The organism is Aurantimonas sp. A2-1-M11 (assembly GCF_036549475.1).
GTDB lineage: Bacteria > Pseudomonadota > Alphaproteobacteria > Rhizobiales > Rhizobiaceae > Aurantimonas.
Window position 1 is genome coordinate 1 of the sequence record NZ_JAZHLI010000081.1, and the last position, 13956, is coordinate 13956.

The 13956-nt window shown below is 65.9% G+C and carries 16 protein-coding genes; 11 read left to right on the forward strand and 5 right to left on the reverse strand.

The annotated features are described in order from the left end of the window. From VQ042_RS22105 to VQ042_RS22125, 5 genes are all read right to left on the reverse strand, one after another. Positions 1-257, reverse strand: a 257-nt coding sequence (locus VQ042_RS22105) for a transposase family protein (RefSeq protein ID WP_442880175.1), incomplete at its 3' end; no start/stop codon positions are given. 314 nt (positions 258-571) lie between these two features. Then, complete coding sequence (locus VQ042_RS22110) at positions 572-940, reverse strand: hypothetical protein (protein WP_331822460.1); 369 nt, start codon at positions 938-940, stop codon at positions 572-574. 4 nt (positions 941-944) lie between these two features. Beyond that, positions 945-1292 carry a hypothetical protein gene (locus VQ042_RS22115; RefSeq protein ID WP_331822461.1) on the reverse strand — a complete coding sequence of 116 codons (348 nt, stop codon included), beginning with the start codon at positions 1290-1292 and terminating at the stop codon, positions 945-947. A gap of 663 nt (positions 1293-1955) precedes the next feature. Further along, the gene (locus tag VQ042_RS22120; protein WP_331822462.1) at positions 1956-2159 is read right to left on the reverse strand and encodes a hypothetical protein; all 204 of its coding nucleotides are present in this window, start codon (positions 2157-2159) and stop codon (positions 1956-1958) included. Between the two features lie 75 nt (positions 2160-2234). Continuing rightward, positions 2235-2633, reverse strand: coding sequence for a hypothetical protein (locus tag VQ042_RS22125; RefSeq protein WP_331822463.1), 399 nt, complete (start codon positions 2631-2633; stop codon positions 2235-2237). Positions 2634-3504: 871 nt separating this feature from the next. Between VQ042_RS22125 and VQ042_RS22130 the strand changes: the two genes are divergently transcribed. The 11 genes from VQ042_RS22130 to VQ042_RS22180 all read left to right on the forward strand — a co-directional run bounded on the left by VQ042_RS22130 (position 3505) and on the right by VQ042_RS22180 (position 13072). Further along, positions 3505-5328 (forward strand): hypothetical protein, encoded by a 1824-nt coding sequence (locus VQ042_RS22130; RefSeq protein WP_331822464.1) that lies wholly within the window; start codon positions 3505-3507, stop codon positions 5326-5328. A gap of 184 nt (positions 5329-5512) precedes the next feature. Next, positions 5513-5845, forward strand: coding sequence for a hypothetical protein (locus VQ042_RS22135; RefSeq protein WP_331822465.1), 333 nt, complete (start codon positions 5513-5515; stop codon positions 5843-5845). Beyond that, positions 5842-6213: a DUF6634 family protein gene (locus VQ042_RS22140; RefSeq protein WP_331822466.1), complete on the forward strand. Its 372-nt coding sequence runs from the start codon at positions 5842-5844 to the stop codon at positions 6211-6213. Before VQ042_RS22135 ends, VQ042_RS22140 begins: the two co-directional genes overlap by 4 nt. Next, a complete protein-coding gene (locus VQ042_RS22145) occupies positions 6210-6557 on the forward strand; it encodes a hypothetical protein (protein ID WP_331822467.1) in 348 nt (115 codons plus the stop codon). Before VQ042_RS22140 ends, VQ042_RS22145 begins: the two co-directional genes overlap by 4 nt. A gap of 85 nt (positions 6558-6642) precedes the next feature. Continuing rightward, positions 6643-6984, forward strand: a complete 342-nt coding sequence (locus VQ042_RS22150) for a hypothetical protein (RefSeq protein ID WP_331822468.1) — start codon at positions 6643-6645, stop codon at positions 6982-6984. Continuing rightward, the gene (locus VQ042_RS22155; protein ID WP_331822469.1) at positions 6984-7799 is read left to right on the forward strand and encodes a metallophosphoesterase; all 816 of its coding nucleotides are present in this window, start codon (positions 6984-6986) and stop codon (positions 7797-7799) included. The genes VQ042_RS22150 and VQ042_RS22155 overlap by 1 nt, the downstream gene beginning before the upstream one ends. Next, entirely contained in the window at positions 7796-8065 is a 270-nt protein-coding gene (locus VQ042_RS22160) for a hypothetical protein (RefSeq protein WP_331822470.1), read from the forward strand. Before VQ042_RS22155 ends, VQ042_RS22160 begins: the two co-directional genes overlap by 4 nt. 438 nt (positions 8066-8503) lie before the next feature. After that, positions 8504-9808, forward strand: a complete 1305-nt coding sequence (locus VQ042_RS22165) for an integrase (RefSeq protein ID WP_331822471.1) — start codon at positions 8504-8506, stop codon at positions 9806-9808. 469 nt (positions 9809-10277) lie between these two features. Continuing rightward, positions 10278-11354 carry an ACR3 family arsenite efflux transporter gene (arsB, locus tag VQ042_RS22170; RefSeq protein WP_331822472.1) on the forward strand — a complete coding sequence of 359 codons (1077 nt, stop codon included), beginning with the start codon at positions 10278-10280 and terminating at the stop codon, positions 11352-11354. Positions 11355-11403: 49 nt separating this feature from the next. Then, entirely contained in the window at positions 11404-12216 is an 813-nt protein-coding gene (locus VQ042_RS22175) for a universal stress protein (protein ID WP_331822473.1), read from the forward strand. Between the two features lie 4 nt (positions 12217-12220). Then, entirely contained in the window at positions 12221-13072 is an 852-nt protein-coding gene (locus VQ042_RS22180; protein WP_331822474.1) for an arsenate reductase/protein-tyrosine-phosphatase family protein, read from the forward strand. The last annotated feature ends 884 nt before the right edge of the window (positions 13073-13956 follow it).

Genomic DNA, 13956 nt, shown 5'->3' on the forward strand with positions numbered 1-13956 from the left:
ACCACCTTTCCATCGATCGCCACGACCCCTGCCACACCCTTTGAAAAGCGCTCCATAAAACGCTGAAAGACGCTGCCGAACTGCTCCGGATCGAGCTGGCGGAACAGCCGGCTAAACGTGTCGTGACTGGGCAGACCCTTCTCGAGCTTGAGGAACTCGCGCAGGAACCCCTCTTTCGCCTGGGCGAGCCGCGCGTCCTCTTCCGGGACATCCTCACCAGCCTCGATGCGGCAGACAATTTGGCTGACGGTCAGCATGCGCGTGGTCCTCAGTGCAGCGTCCGGGTGTCTCTCGCCGGGACGTGTGTGTCGTCGTCGACCTCGAAGAGCAATATCGTGCAGCTCCGTCAGCGACGATGGATGGATCCGCATAGACGGTACCTCGCCGCCGTCCTTTGCGACATTCTCGACCTCGGCGACGGCAGCACGCAGGCTGCGCTCCGCACCCGACCGAAGCGCGTGCTCGCGGAGCCAGCCGGCCAACAGGAGAACGGCGACGCCCGCGCCGGGACCAGCGACATGCAGGACCACCGCGGCGGTGGCGACGACGGCCGCGAGGATGGGGCGGCGACTCATTCGGCACCTTGCAGCGCCGAGACCTGCGCTTTCAGGTTTTCGATCTCGACGACCATGAACTTCATTGCCGCGATGACCCCGCCGCCGGAGAACGGGACATCGTCGAGGATGCCCTCGGCTGACATGTAGTCGTAGCACTTCTCCGTCGCGCGGATCGTGGGCCCGACGACCTGCTTCTTGAGGTCGTCCACGATAGCGAGGATGGACCCCAGCTCCCCGGCGACATCCGCCGCCCGAAGGACGTCCTCCGACGGCTCCCAGTCCCCGGTGGGGGTCGTCAGCGAACCCGATCCATGGGTGAGGTCGCGGATATCCCGCATCGACGACCGGATGTCGGGCCCGAAGAACGGAGTCGACGGCGACATGGGGTCAGCGTCCGGCAACGGCGACAGGCCGTCGACGGCGTACGGCGGATTCTCCATGCCGGGCATTGCGCCCGGTTCCGGCTTTGATGATGGCGTCGCGCAGGTCCTGCACCGCCGCGAAAAGCGATACGAGGTCCTCCGGCTTGGTGTACTCGGCCGTGGTGTACACGGTGGGACGGTCGATGAGGGGCGGCTCCGGCTGACCCTGGATCGGCTCGATCCACGCGCCTTCCAGCAACTCGCGCAGGAGCCGCTCCGGAATGCCCCCGCCGATCTCAAGCTGGTGGTCCCTCCACAGCACGGCCAGCTTGGCGGCATTGCCCGTCGACGAGGTCTCCATTTCGAACGGCATGATCAGCCCTCCCGCCGGGTCTGCTGGATCCGGAGCATGCGATCCCTGCGCCGTGCCGCGAATCCGGGCCGGGGGTCCTATGCGGTCCCGTGGCGATGCAGCGCCTCGTTGATCGCGGCATCGAGTCGGGCCTTCTCGGCGAGATCAGCCTCGATCTCGAGCCGGCGGTTGGTCTTGTCGTCCATTGATCAGGTCTCCCGGTGCGCAACGGTGGGCACGCACGCCATGCGGATCTCGCCGCCGGCCGGCGCGGCATCGCGGTCGCGAGGGAGGTCGCCGCCGCCGCGAACATGGCGCGAGTGGCGATGCCGCGCACATCGGCGGGGCGACATTCGATCAGCCCGTCGACAGGAGCCGCGCATGACAGGTGGATCAGGGTGTAGAGCGTGGTCAGGAACATCGTCGCCCTCCCGGGGTGTAGTCCTAGGAGGCGCGTCGGCATGCAAGATTCCAACACCGCGTGATCCGCGCCCATTGCTCACCGCATGACAGGAGTAATGGGCGCGAACATCACTCTGCCGAGTCTCCGGACGACCAGAAGCGGCGCTCCGCAGCGGCCCGTCGGCGGCGTGCCTTGGCATCGTCCGGCAGCGTGTAATGAGCCAGCCTCGTGTAGGACTCGGCAGCGTCGAATCCCTGCCGGGTGAGGTGCCTGTGGGCCGTTCACATGAGCCGCTCGTAGACAAGGGCTTCGGGATCCTCTGGAGCCTTGCGCACCATCGCCGCGAGGCGCCGCACGGCGACGGCCAGGGACTGCGCGACGACCCGCGTTTCGGGTGCGCCGCGCGATCCGGCCGTTCCAGGCTTCGCGCGCTCGCGCAGCCGTGCCCGGTACCTTCGCTGCTCCTCCGCATGTCTCGTCGTCATTGCACCGTACTCCCCGCTCACCGCGTGAGGTTTGAGCTTGACCCACGGGCGTGCAAGCGACGACGGCGACGGGGATCAGGACGCCGGCGTAGAGAGCCGCTCGGGGGTCAGCACCCGCGGCCGCAGCGTTCCGGCCCGTGCTCGCATGCGCGTTGACGATGCGACGCCTGGGCGCCCCGGGAAAGCGGTGTGAACGGCTCGCGCGATCGCGTCGGCGCCGGGACCGCCCACGGCGAGCAGGAGGATCGCGGCGTTGGAGAGGGCGATCCTGATCGCGTCGTCCGTCGCCTCCGGTCGGCCAGCTTCGGCCGAGGCCCGCTTCCGTTCGCGGTGCCTGCGCTGGGCTTCCCTGTTGTACGTGGCGCGGTCCTCGGCGGACATCTCGCGCACGGATTTCGGTCGGCCTTCTTGGGCAGCCAGCGCGGTGTACAGCGCCGCCATGGCTGCGGTTTGCTGATCTGCCGTCGTCTTCATCTCGGTGTCTCCCCTGCTTCAGACCAAGGGTGCTTCGCCGGCGGAATTCAGACAAGCGATGTTTGACAGGTAAAACGCAGAATCGTTGGCGCGTATTGCAGGGCTTCCATCCGGACGAGACCCCTCGCGGTAGCGTCGGCCCGCGCGCGAGCGGGGATCCCTATCTCCCTCCGGCGCGGGGCTTCCTCTGCGCGGAGCGCATGGAGACTTCACGCGCGAGCGTCGGCTGCTGCGGGCGTACGGAGTCGACAGACGTCCGGGGGATGACTGACGCGTAGCGATCGCTCAACGTTCGTGGGAAGGGCGCGACGCTCGTCTCTCTCCACGCCCTGACCAATACCCCGCGAAGCGGACGGCAATCAGGAGACCCTAGCGGAGCTTGTTGTCGGCTGGCTCGCGCGCAGGATCCCTACGGCGCGAGCGGGAAGACTCCTAGCAGGGGCGGAATCCCAAGGCGCGAGAGGGTCGTTGGATTCTACTTGGTATCAGGGCAAGGCGGTGGTGGATTTTCCTCGGTATGCCTACGTTTTTGCGAACCATTTCATCGCGCATCTAACGGCAGCGGCGCCATTTGATCGCACATCTAACGGGAGTGCGAACTGACGCGCGAGCGAGCCGCGAACTCACCCGCCGAAGGCAAGGGATGCATCCGCCGGCGGAGCCCCTGGTTGACTCCTACTTAGTATCGCAAACCCAAACGGTTGACGGGGTCCCTCTGCCGCTCACCAGATCGAAGGCATTTGATCGCGCATCTAACGGCGCGCGGCGTATTTGCTCGCATATCTAACAGCGTCGCTTGCGCCTCACACCCACCGGGTTCAGCATTTGATTACACGACGCCCGAACGATGCGACGGAATGGGAGAGACAGGATGGCGGTACAGAGGTTGAGGCGGAGGCGGGTGCCCACGACGCCGTACGCGCGGCTCGAGAATGCCGCCGTGGCTGCGGTCGTATCCGAGGGTGGGGAGATCGAGGGGCGGGAGAGCGGGCTCTATAACCCGGCTCCACGGGGGAGCGTCGCAAAGGCATCGGCCAGCGTCGGCGCCTTCCGCTCGATCGCCCCCCAGTCGCCCCGGCCGGCGGAGATGCTCGACACCGTCACCGTCAAAGGCGACGGGATGCTCTCCGCTCGAGACCTGGCGATCCACGAGTACCTCGTCGCCGCCGCGTACGAGGCCGCCTATATCGCATCGTGGCAGGGTACGGAGCGTGAGGTCGTCGGGCAGGAGGTCGAGGTGCCGATGAAAGGCATCCTTGCGTTCCTCGGCACCTCCGCCCGGCGCGCCCACGTGTTGAAGTCGGTCGCCGCGCTGAACAGGACCTCGGTGTCATACAGCATCCCCGGGGGGCGCACGGTGACCGACGTCCCCCTCCTGGTCGGCTGGCACGAGGCGGACGCGGAAGCCGATGTCGTCCGGTTCTCGCTTCCGTCGCGGGTTTGGTGGCTGCTGGCAAGCCAGCCGTCTTACGCGTACCTCGAACTGGCCGCGCTCGCGACGATGACGTCGCGCTACGGCATTCATCTCTACCGTCACCTGGCGCTTCGCATGAGCCGGACGCGCTGGGATCCGATGGAGCCAGATACGGTCCTTCACTACAGCCCGGAGGAAGCGGCTGCCGCCATCGGCTACGACGAGGCGCCGATGCAGGTGGGGCGACTGACGACGGCACTGAAGCGCGCCGTTTCGGATCTTAAGGAGGTCCGGCGCTTCCGCGTCGAGTACGCCGCGCCGCGCCGCAGAGCCGCGAAGGGAGCTCCGATCTCCGCGTTCGTCCTGCAAATCGCGATGCTGCCCCCGCAGGTCGAGACGGCCAAGCTGGGTGGCATCCATAAGTCGGCGAAGCCGTTCACCGGCGCGCCGGACGTGCCGGATCTTCGGGTTAATTCGCATGTTTGGGACAAGGCCTCGGAACTCGCGCGGCAGCAAGGCCGGCGTATCCCGCCGAATCACATCTCCGGCGCTTGGTTCGGCTCTCTCCACGAAGCGTACGAGGGCGGGCCGACGGATAGGGACGCCGCCCGGAAAGAATACCGGGGCGCAGCCCTCCTTCGCGCGATCCGGGCGCACGGCCCGGACCGGGCGGCGTTCTCCTGGTTCACGGAGGAGCTAACAGATCCGGACCTGCTTGCGGAGTTCGAGGGCGTCGAGCGGCTTAAGACGATGCAGGAGTACGTCGCGGCCGGCGAGAAGGCCCGGCGTATCCGCCTCCGGGACTACAGGCATGGTGACCGCAAGCAGCGGGCGGCGCGGCTGCCAAAGCTGACCCGCGAGCAGCGGTTTGCAAAAGCGGTGGCGAAGGTCGAGGCCGGCAAGGCAGAGCGCTTGAAGCGTTTCGCCGATGCGACAGTAGCGGAGCTAGACGTCGCCTACGACGGCATCAACGACGCGAGACGAATTGCTGACGACTTCACGCGCCGGACCTGGCGGGGCGACCGACTGATCGAGCTTCGTCTCAGCCACCTGGTACGCGACGACATCGTCACGGAGGTCATCGGACGCTACCCGGCATCGGTCGACGACCTCGAGTCGCTGCTCTCGCGGCCGGATATCATCAGTGGCTACCGCCCGATCTACGATCCAACAGTCGAAGCGCCGCTCGTCACGGGACCACGCCGTCCCGCTTTTCTTCCCGGAAGCAAGCCGTGGGAGGTCGTAGGCGGGACGACCAAAGAGCCGAGCGATGACGATTGACGATCGCTCCCCGTTAACCCTGCCGGCGTCCGCGTCCGGAGGGTCCTCGACGCCGCGCCGCCGGCCGGCTAACTCTAACCACCTAACCGGAGACCGACCCATGGGACACCTCTCGATACGTAGCTGACCGCCAGTCAGTCTCGCTGTCGCACTTACGCGACGGTCGTATCAGAGGAGATTTCCGATGTCGCACCACGACAATTCCCGCCCAATTCCGTTCCCCCAGCGCCGCCGACTCGACATCCGCGCGCTGGCCGACCGCACCGCCCTGTACGATGCTCAGGACGCCGCGCCGGGGCCGCGGCTGACGGACGACTGCCCGGTGCTGCGTCTGTGGTCCGTCGCTCGGATGGGCGGTTGCCCCTGCATCATGGGCGTCGACGATTTCGGCCACGTACTGTCGATCGAGATCCAGGCTTACGCCGCAGACGGCACGTGGGCGCGGCGACTTGACGGCAGCTACGTCCGCCTCCGGGAACCGTGGCCGCTGCCGCTTGCTCCGGAGGCCGGACGATGAGCCGGACGCCCATGACGGACCGCGAGCGCGCCAATGTGGAACACTCCCTGGCGCGCTACGAGAGTCTCTGCGCCGACCTGCGGGACACCCTCCTTCACGGATGGCCGTCACCTGATCTGCTGGAGGAGAAGGGTACACCGCTCATCGACCTTTGGCGGTTCGGCAGCCGCGGAGTGATCATTCTTGAGGGGGAGGTCGCGTCGCATCCGGTCCTCGGCGCCGGATGGACGCGGACTTCGCCGCTTCTGGCGCTCTCCGTCCGGGCGGGCGTCGGGCGCACCCAATCGCGCTGGTACCGTCTGGGTACGCCCCTCCAACAGGTGGCCGACGCGCTCGGGGCCCAAATCGTCGACGGAGGCCCCGAATGAAGCCTTTTGACATCAGCCCCGAACAGCGGGAGCTGCTCATCTGGGATGCGGAACGCTACGAGCTTGTCGCCCGAGGGGTTCGAGAGATCGCGGAATTCGGGCGTCCCTCCGACATCGCGCTCGCAAGTTCCCCGGTAATCGAGGGATGGGGCTTCGAGGCGCTGGTGGGTAACGAACTCGTCGGCGCATGGAAGCCGGCAGGAAAGCCTACCCTCGTCGCAGGCCGCGCCGGTCGCGTCATCCTCAATGCTTCCGATCTGTCGGCTGTCCTGACTGAGCAGGGCTGGTATCGCCTTGGCGCACCGAACGAATCCCCGGTCAGAAGAACGGAATTGCCGCGATGACCGCCATACGACCTCGCATACGCCCGCTTTGACGGCATCCGGTCTCCCTCCGGGTGCCTCGACACCCTCGAAAGGAGACATCCTGATGTCCGATAACCCATCTGATCTCCGCGAACGCTTTCCGGCCCTGCTCCGCGATGCGTTCGATATTTCACCCCCGCCGGGTTGGGTGCCGCTGGTCGCGCGTCTGCTCGAGCGCGTCGACGCCGCGCTCGCGTCGGAGGATCGCCAGCACTTCCGGATTTCGCAGATCAAGGAAAAGTTCGGCGGTTTGCGCTGCTACCACAACGGCGGCGAGGACATCGAGACGATGGTCGACGCCGCAGACGAGGAGGCGCAGCGGACGTGCGAGGTCTGCGGGGCCCCCGGGCGCAAGCGCACGGGCGGCTGGATCACTGTGCGCTGCGACAAGCATGCGGAGGTCTGATGATGCGTATCTGGATCTTGTCCGACCTCCATATCGGCGCCGGCGGCATGGACATCGAGATCCCGGAGGCGGATGTCTGCGTCTGCGCCGGGGATGTGTCCGACCCGGTGCTCGGCTCGATGCGGTGGCTGAGCCAGCGAATTGGGTACCGTATGCCCGTCGTCTTCGTCGCGGGGAACCATGAGTTCTATGGCGACTCCGTCGCGCACGGCCGCGCGGTGGCGCATGCTCATCCCGTCGACGGCGTGCATTTGCTCGACGACAGTAGCGTGGTTCTCGACGGCGTGCGTTTCGTAGGGGCGACACTCTGGACCGATTACGCGCTGTCCGCGGCGGGCAAGGTCGGCCGCGAGGCGGATCTGGAGATCGGACATTCGATGGACATCGCTGAGCGGCTGCTCGCGGATCATTATACCGTGCGCGTCGGTGACGGGGGAGGCCTGGTCCGCCGTTGGATGCCGCACGACGCGCGCGCGATGCATCAGCGGAGCCGGGCGTATATTGAAGAGGCGCTCGCGACGCCATTTGAAGGACCTACTGTCGTCGTGACGCACCACGCGCCGCATCCGCGCAGCGTGTCGTCCGAGTTCCATGAGAGCCTGCTGAACCCTGCTTTCGTTTCGGATCTTACCCCGGTGATCGAAGTGGGTCGGCCCGACCTGTGGGTGCACGGTCACGTCCATTCGGCGCACGACTATAGGGTCTCTGACACCCGGGTCGTCTGCAATCCTCGGGGCTACTCGCACGAGAGGTCCGACTGGGATCCTGGACTCGTCGTCGAGTTGGATCGTCGCTCGGGGGGAGGATCCCGATGACCCGCCGCCGGGTTTCCTGCAACTCGAAGCAGGAAAGGGAGTCTCGCGCTGAACGTCAGGCCTTGCTCGATGATGCCAGAGAGCGGGCGCGTCGGCTGATCGTTGAGAGCCGGGCGCAGAGGCAGCGGGACATCGAGGGCTGGACGTCCGTCGGTGAGCTGGCGGACCGGATCACCGTCGCCGTCGAAGAGGCGCGCCGGGGGCCGGCAATGTCGGTGGAGGAAGCGCTTGCGATGATCGACGGCTTTGGCGAGACGAGGCACTGACGCAGGTCCAGAAAACAGAAAGAGACGAAATTCTACTTCGAATATGCACTCGTCACTTTGATCGGCGTCGTCCCTGTCAACAATTTGGGCATAAGAGAAATGAAACCCCGTGAGGTCAAAGCAACATTCGGATGCAAGCCGAGTTGACACCGCGACGGAAACAGGGGCAGCATTCTGAATGACCGAAGCGACCCATCAGTTAATTGTTGACACAATCGACGTAGACTTCAGCCCGATCTTGGACCCGCACCCGGACGCGCCGATCCCGCTTGTCGTCGCGGTGTGCCTGCCTGAGCTGGGCGGACTGGGTTTTGAGCGAGGGCCATTCTGGACTGTAAAGCGGTTGCGGGGCGCCATCGCCCGCGGCGAGCTGCGGCCCATGCGGGTCGGGAAGAACCTGTTCGTGACGCGGAACGGAATCCGTGAGTGGAGAGAAGAATGCCGCGTCCGAGAAAGCCAGCGCGACTTTGGCTCGAACCTGAGCGCCGAGACAAGGCCGGGCGGGTCACCCACGTTGCGACCTGGATCATCCGGGACGCCGACGGCAAGCACCGCACTGGCTGCGGCGCGGCTGACCTTCTCGGCGCTCAGAGAGCGCTCGCGGACCACATCGCCCGGCAGCACGCCGGCGCGGCGCATGTCCCGAACAAGTCCGCCGACGGCACCCTGATCGCCGACGTCCTCGCCTACTACGTCAAGGACGCGGGCGACGAGATCCGGAGGCCGCAGGAGCTTCTCGCCCGCATGGAGAGGCTCCTGTCGTGGTGGAGCGACAAGAGCCTCGGCGCCTTGAACCGCGCGTCGTGCAAGGCGTACGAGCGCGACCGTGGATCGAGATCTGCCGCGCGCCGTGAGCTGGAAGACCTGCGCTCGGCGGTGAACCTCTACATCGCCGACGGTCTCTGTCGGGAGGCGGTGAAGGTTACGCTGCCGACGAAGCACAAGGCGCGCGTCGCGCACTTCACGCGATCTCAGGTCGCCCAGGTGGTCTGGCATTGCTGGCGCAGCCGCGAGACGCAGACGATCCACGTCGGCGCACGCAAGGGTGAGCCCGTCCTCACCGACAAGCGGCCGCTCCGGCACCTTGTCCCGTTCATCCTGACGGCCGTCTACACCGGGACCCGGTCCAGCCGGATCTGGCAGGCATCGTTCGAGCCGGAGCAAGGCCGACCGTGGGTCGACCTCGAGGGTGGGGTCTTCCACCGCCTCGCCGACGGCGAGGAGGAGATGGCGAACAAGCGCGCCGGCACGATCGCCATTCCCGACCGCCTGCTCGCGCACATGCGGCGCTGGCGGCGCGGCGGCTTGCTGCCGAACGGCCGGGTTCGCCTCGGTCAGGCGTTTCTCTGCGAGTACCGGGGTCGACCCGCCGACCCGAAGCGCGCGTTGGCGGGTGTGATGGACTCCGTCTTCGGGCCGGACCACGGGTTCGTCAGGCATACCTTCCGTCACACCTGCGCGACGTGGCTCATGTGGGCTGGCGAGGACATCAACGATGTCGCGGCCTACATGTCGATGACGCGAGAGATGGTCGAGAAGGTCTACGGTCACCACCACCCTGATGCCCATTCGGCCATCGGGGAGTCGTTCTCGACGGGCAAGGCGGGCCGTCGCGTCGGACGGAACAGGCGCGAACGAAACGAGGCACCGCGACAGTTCGCGACAGAAACACCGGGAACAAATCGGGATGAAGGGGGAATGGCCAGCCGCGCAACCCCTTACGAGACAGGGGTTCCTACATGAGACCCTATTGTTCGGGACGAGGGGGTCGCAGGTTCGAATCCTGCCACTCCGACCAGCATTTCCAATGGTTTTCCGATTTTACTGCTTCTCACGGCGACAGGTGCGGCGACAGGTGATGGTCATCGGACGGCGGGTCTGATCTGGGCTTCAGCCTCGCGCCCGTCCGACTCACGAACTCCTGGACTGAATCGCCGTTAGCGGCGAGGCCCATCACGATGGCGTTCGTTTCCTCGCACCCTATGGCTGGGTCATCAACGCAAGCCTCGCCGCGACAGGAACCACTCACCCGGTCCTGGCCGCCCGTGCCGCGACCGAGGCTCCGGAGATCGCATCGGTTCGGGACCGACTGGCGACCCGACACGCCGTGGTGCCGATGCTGGTCGAAGACCCGATCGGTGCAGACCGCTTGCGCGCGCTGGTCGGCCGGGACATCCGTCATTGCCTGAATCCAAGAGGTAAAACTTCGCCCATGTCTGCATTTGAACGTTATCTCTCGGTTTGGGTCGCGCTGGCGATCATCGGCGGGCTCGCGCTGGGCCAGATCGCGCCGGGGCTCGTCAGGTTTCTCGCCGGGCTGGAATACGGCTCGGTCAACTTCGTCGTCGCGATCCTGATCTGGTTCATGGTCTATCCGATGATGGTGGCGGTGGACTTCAGTTCGTTGGCGCGCGTGCATGAACGCCCCAAGGGCATGATCATCACGCTCGCGGTGAACTGGCTGATCAAGCCCTTCACCATGGCCGCCCTTGGCGTCCTGTTCTTCGAGTGGATCTTCGCGCCCTTCATCGAGCCAGGAACGGCCGGCCAGTACATCGCGGGCCTTATCCTGCTGGGGGCAGCGCCCTGCACGGCCATGGTGTTCGTCTGGTCGCAACTGACCAAAGGCGACCCGAACTACACGCTCGCCCAGGTGTCGCTCAACGACGCGATCATGGTCTTCGCCTATGCGCCGATCGTGGCGCTGCTCTTGGGCATCACCGACATCACCGTGCCGTGGGAAACGCTTGTGCTGTCGGTGGGCCTCTATGTCGCCATCCCGCTGGCGGCGGGCATCATGACCCGGATGCTCATGACCCGAGGGACTGCCAATCCGGCGCAAGCCGAAGCGGCGGTGAGCGACTTCACGGCGAGGATCAAGCCCTTCTCGATCGCGGGCCTGCTGGCAACCGTGGTGCTGCTCTTCGGCTTTCAGGGCGAAGTGATCCTCAGCCAGCCGCTGGTCATCGTGATGATTGCGATCCCGCTGCTGATCCAGTCCTACGGCATCTTCGCGGTGGCCTACTGGGCGGCCAAGGCATGGCGCGTGCCGCACAACGTGGCCGCACCCTGCGCAATGATCGGCACGTCGAACTTCTTCGAACTCGCCGTTGCCGTTGCGATCGGGCTGTTCGGCCTGACCTCCATCGCGGCGCTGGTCACCGTGGTGGGCGTCCTGGTCGAGGTGCCTGTGATGCTGTCGCTCGTCTGGTTCGCCAACCGCACCCGGCACTGGTTCCCGGCCGAGGAAACCGCGATCCGGGCGTCCAGAACAAGGGAGCAGAACTGATGTTTCGTACCGCCCTGATTTCTCTCGACTACTCCGCCGCCAGGGCCCATTGCTCGACTGTCTGGCCGACTTGCGCGACATCGGCGTCGCCCGTGTGATCCTGACCCACGTCGTGAAGGTGGGATACGGCCAGGGCGCGTCCTACGGCAACAAGGATGCCCTGGAGGACTGGCTGCGGGGTCGTGCCGCGCCGCTGCGCGAGGCAGGACTGGAGGTCGATGTCGACATACGCGCCGCTGGCGAGGTGGCAACGGACATCCTGGCCGCAGCCAGCGAGCATGACGCCGACCTGATCGTGATCGGTTCGCGCGGACAGAACATGATCCGCGGCCTGTTCCTGGGCTCGGTCGCGCGCGAAGTGATCCGGCTGAGCACACTGCCAGTACGTCTCGAATGGATCGAGGCGACGGGCGATAATGGTGACGCAGCCTGCGAGAGGACCTGTCACGCCGGCCTGCGACGCCTGCTTCTGGCGACGGACTTCTCGCCGCAGGCTAGCACTGCCGAGGCGGCCGCGGCCCAGCTCGCTCCCCACGCCGGCATCGTCGATCTGCTCCATGTCGTCAGCCCGTTCGACACCGCTCGCTATGCACGCTGGTCCGTGATGGCCCGGGCCGCCCTCGACGACATCGCCCAGGAGATCGCCGCCGCCGGTGGCAAGGCCGAGGTGCATCTGGCCGATGGCAAGGCGTCCGAGAAAATCGCGCGGGCTGCCGCCGGAGACGACGTCGACCTCATCGTCGTCGGCAAGCACGGCGCGAGCTGGGTGGAGAGCATGACGATCGGCTCGACTGCGGCCAGACTATGCGAAATCGCGCGCCGTCCCGTGCTGATGGTGCCGCTCAAGTCCAGCGAGGTCTGAGACCATGCGTATCCTGTTTCTTTGCGTCGCCAACTCCGCCCGAAGCCAAATGGCCGAAGGGCTGGCCCGCGCGATGCTGCCCGACTCCGTCGAGGTCGCCAGCGCCGGCTCTGCCCCAAGCCACCTGAACCCGCTGGCGGTCGAAGCCCTGTCCGAGGCCGGCATCGACATCTCGGGCCACCGGTCCAAACCGATCGAAGACGTCTCGCCCGAGACTGCCGACCTGATCGTGACACTCTGCGCCGAAGAGGTCTGCCCGGTCGTCCCCGGCCGCGTGCAGCGTCTGCACTGGCCGATCGCCGATCCGGCAATGACGGGCGATCTTGCCGCCTTCCGCACTGCCCGCGATCAGATCAGGGCGCGGATCGAGGTTCTCTCGCACCTGATCGACCTGCCCGAAGGGCCGACGGGCACCGAGTTCCACGCAAGCCTTCGCGTGCGTGACCTCGCGGCAAGCACACGCTTCTACGCCTGGCTGCTGTCGACCTGGCCGAAGGATTGGACCGCTCGCTACGCCACCTTCAACCGTCCCGACCTGAACCTCAACTTCGTTCTCATGGTCGCTGACGGCAAGGATCTGCACCACGACACGCTCTATCATCTGGGGATCGCGCTGCCCGATCGCGCGGCGGTGATTGACGCTTACCACCGCGCCGTGGCTCTGGGCGCCCATGTCGAGAAGCCCCCGCGCACGACCTGGAAGGGCACGCCGCTACACGAGCTGTGGCTGACCGACCCCGATGGCACCCTGATCGAGGTCTATGCCCGCCTGACGACTGAGGAACTGGCGCAGAAACCCGCCGACGAGGCGCCGGAATATCTCGTGCCGGGAACAGGGCCGGCAACGGCCGCCTGAACAAAAATCCCGCAGGCTACGCGCGGAGGAAAGGATATCAAAATGCCTCCAAGTCCGAAGCACCAGCCTGTCGAACCCATTGCCAGGCGTCGTTGGCGGCTGGAAGAACGGCTAGAGGCGAGCGGACCGCGGCGCAGATGGTTCGCAACCCTCGCCGGGCTCGTGGCGGTCGTATCGATCTGGCGCGGAACGTGGCTTTTGATGGACCTCTATGTCTTCCCGTCATCGCCGGTGCTCAGCAGCGTCGTCAGCATCGGAGCGGGTATCCTGCTTCTGTTCACTGCGGGTATGAGCCTTGATGACGCCGCATAACCATCGGGCCCCGCGCACCTTCAGCCAAAGCGCGACTGACCGGCGTAAAGCCGGAAAAACCTGATTGAGGAAAAGTCATGTTGGAATTCCGCGTCTCCGCCCGCCGCATCTACAGCCCCAAATCCGAGGCCACCACGAAGGATGCGCGCGAATCGTCCTCGATACCGACATGGCGGGCCGGACCGATGCGTTCAACCCGGCCGAGATGCTCTGGCCAGCCTCGCCGCGTGCATCCTGAAAGGCACGGAACGTGTGATCCCGATGCTGGGTTTCGACCTGCGTTGCAGCGAGGTGAGCCTGCACGGGGTGTGCCAGGACAGCCCGCCAAAGATTGATCCCGAGGTTCAGCACGGGCTCGAGGGCGAAGGCCGTGAAAACCTGAATTGTTGCCGACCTTTCAGCCCGTGTTCGAATCGCAATTGGCGATTGTCGAGATTCATCGCGGCTGCGGTGTGGGGGCAGGGCTCCGAATGCATATTTCATGCCGTCGGATCGAGGAGTTTTGCGAGGTAGTCGGGAGACCAGCCGGCGAGTTTTCGCCGCGATTTGAGGGACTTTTTGTCGGTGGCACT

What these genes read in the sequence shown, in the direction of transcription:
- VQ042_RS22110 (WP_331822460.1), bottom strand. Translation starts at nt 940, where the DNA reads ATGTCGCCGTCGACTCCGTTCTTCGGGCCCGACATCCGGTCGTCGATG.
- VQ042_RS22115 (WP_331822461.1), bottom strand. Translation starts at nt 1,292, where the DNA reads ATGCCGTTCGAAATGGAGACCTCGTCGACGGGCAATGCCGCCAAGCTG.
- VQ042_RS22120 (WP_331822462.1), bottom strand. Translation starts at nt 2,159, where the DNA reads ATGACGACGAGACATGCGGAGGAGCAGCGAAGGTACCGGGCACGGCTG.
- VQ042_RS22125 (WP_331822463.1), bottom strand. Translation starts at nt 2,633, where the DNA reads ATGAAGACGACGGCAGATCAGCAAACCGCAGCCATGGCGGCGCTGTAC.
- VQ042_RS22130 (WP_331822464.1), top strand. Translation starts at nt 3,505, where the DNA reads ATGGCGGTACAGAGGTTGAGGCGGAGGCGGGTGCCCACGACGCCGTAC.
- VQ042_RS22135 (WP_331822465.1), top strand. Translation starts at nt 5,513, where the DNA reads ATGTCGCACCACGACAATTCCCGCCCAATTCCGTTCCCCCAGCGCCGC.
- VQ042_RS22140 (WP_331822466.1), top strand. Translation starts at nt 5,842, where the DNA reads ATGAGCCGGACGCCCATGACGGACCGCGAGCGCGCCAATGTGGAACAC.
- VQ042_RS22145 (WP_331822467.1), top strand. Translation starts at nt 6,210, where the DNA reads ATGAAGCCTTTTGACATCAGCCCCGAACAGCGGGAGCTGCTCATCTGG.
- VQ042_RS22150 (WP_331822468.1), top strand. Translation starts at nt 6,643, where the DNA reads ATGTCCGATAACCCATCTGATCTCCGCGAACGCTTTCCGGCCCTGCTC.
- VQ042_RS22155 (WP_331822469.1), top strand. Translation starts at nt 6,984, where the DNA reads ATGATGCGTATCTGGATCTTGTCCGACCTCCATATCGGCGCCGGCGGC.
- VQ042_RS22160 (WP_331822470.1), top strand. Translation starts at nt 7,796, where the DNA reads ATGACCCGCCGCCGGGTTTCCTGCAACTCGAAGCAGGAAAGGGAGTCT.
- VQ042_RS22165 (WP_331822471.1), top strand. Translation starts at nt 8,504, where the DNA reads ATGCCGCGTCCGAGAAAGCCAGCGCGACTTTGGCTCGAACCTGAGCGC.
- arsB (WP_331822472.1), top strand. Translation starts at nt 10,278, where the DNA reads ATGTCTGCATTTGAACGTTATCTCTCGGTTTGGGTCGCGCTGGCGATC.
- VQ042_RS22180 (WP_331822474.1), top strand. Translation starts at nt 12,221, where the DNA reads ATGCGTATCCTGTTTCTTTGCGTCGCCAACTCCGCCCGAAGCCAAATG.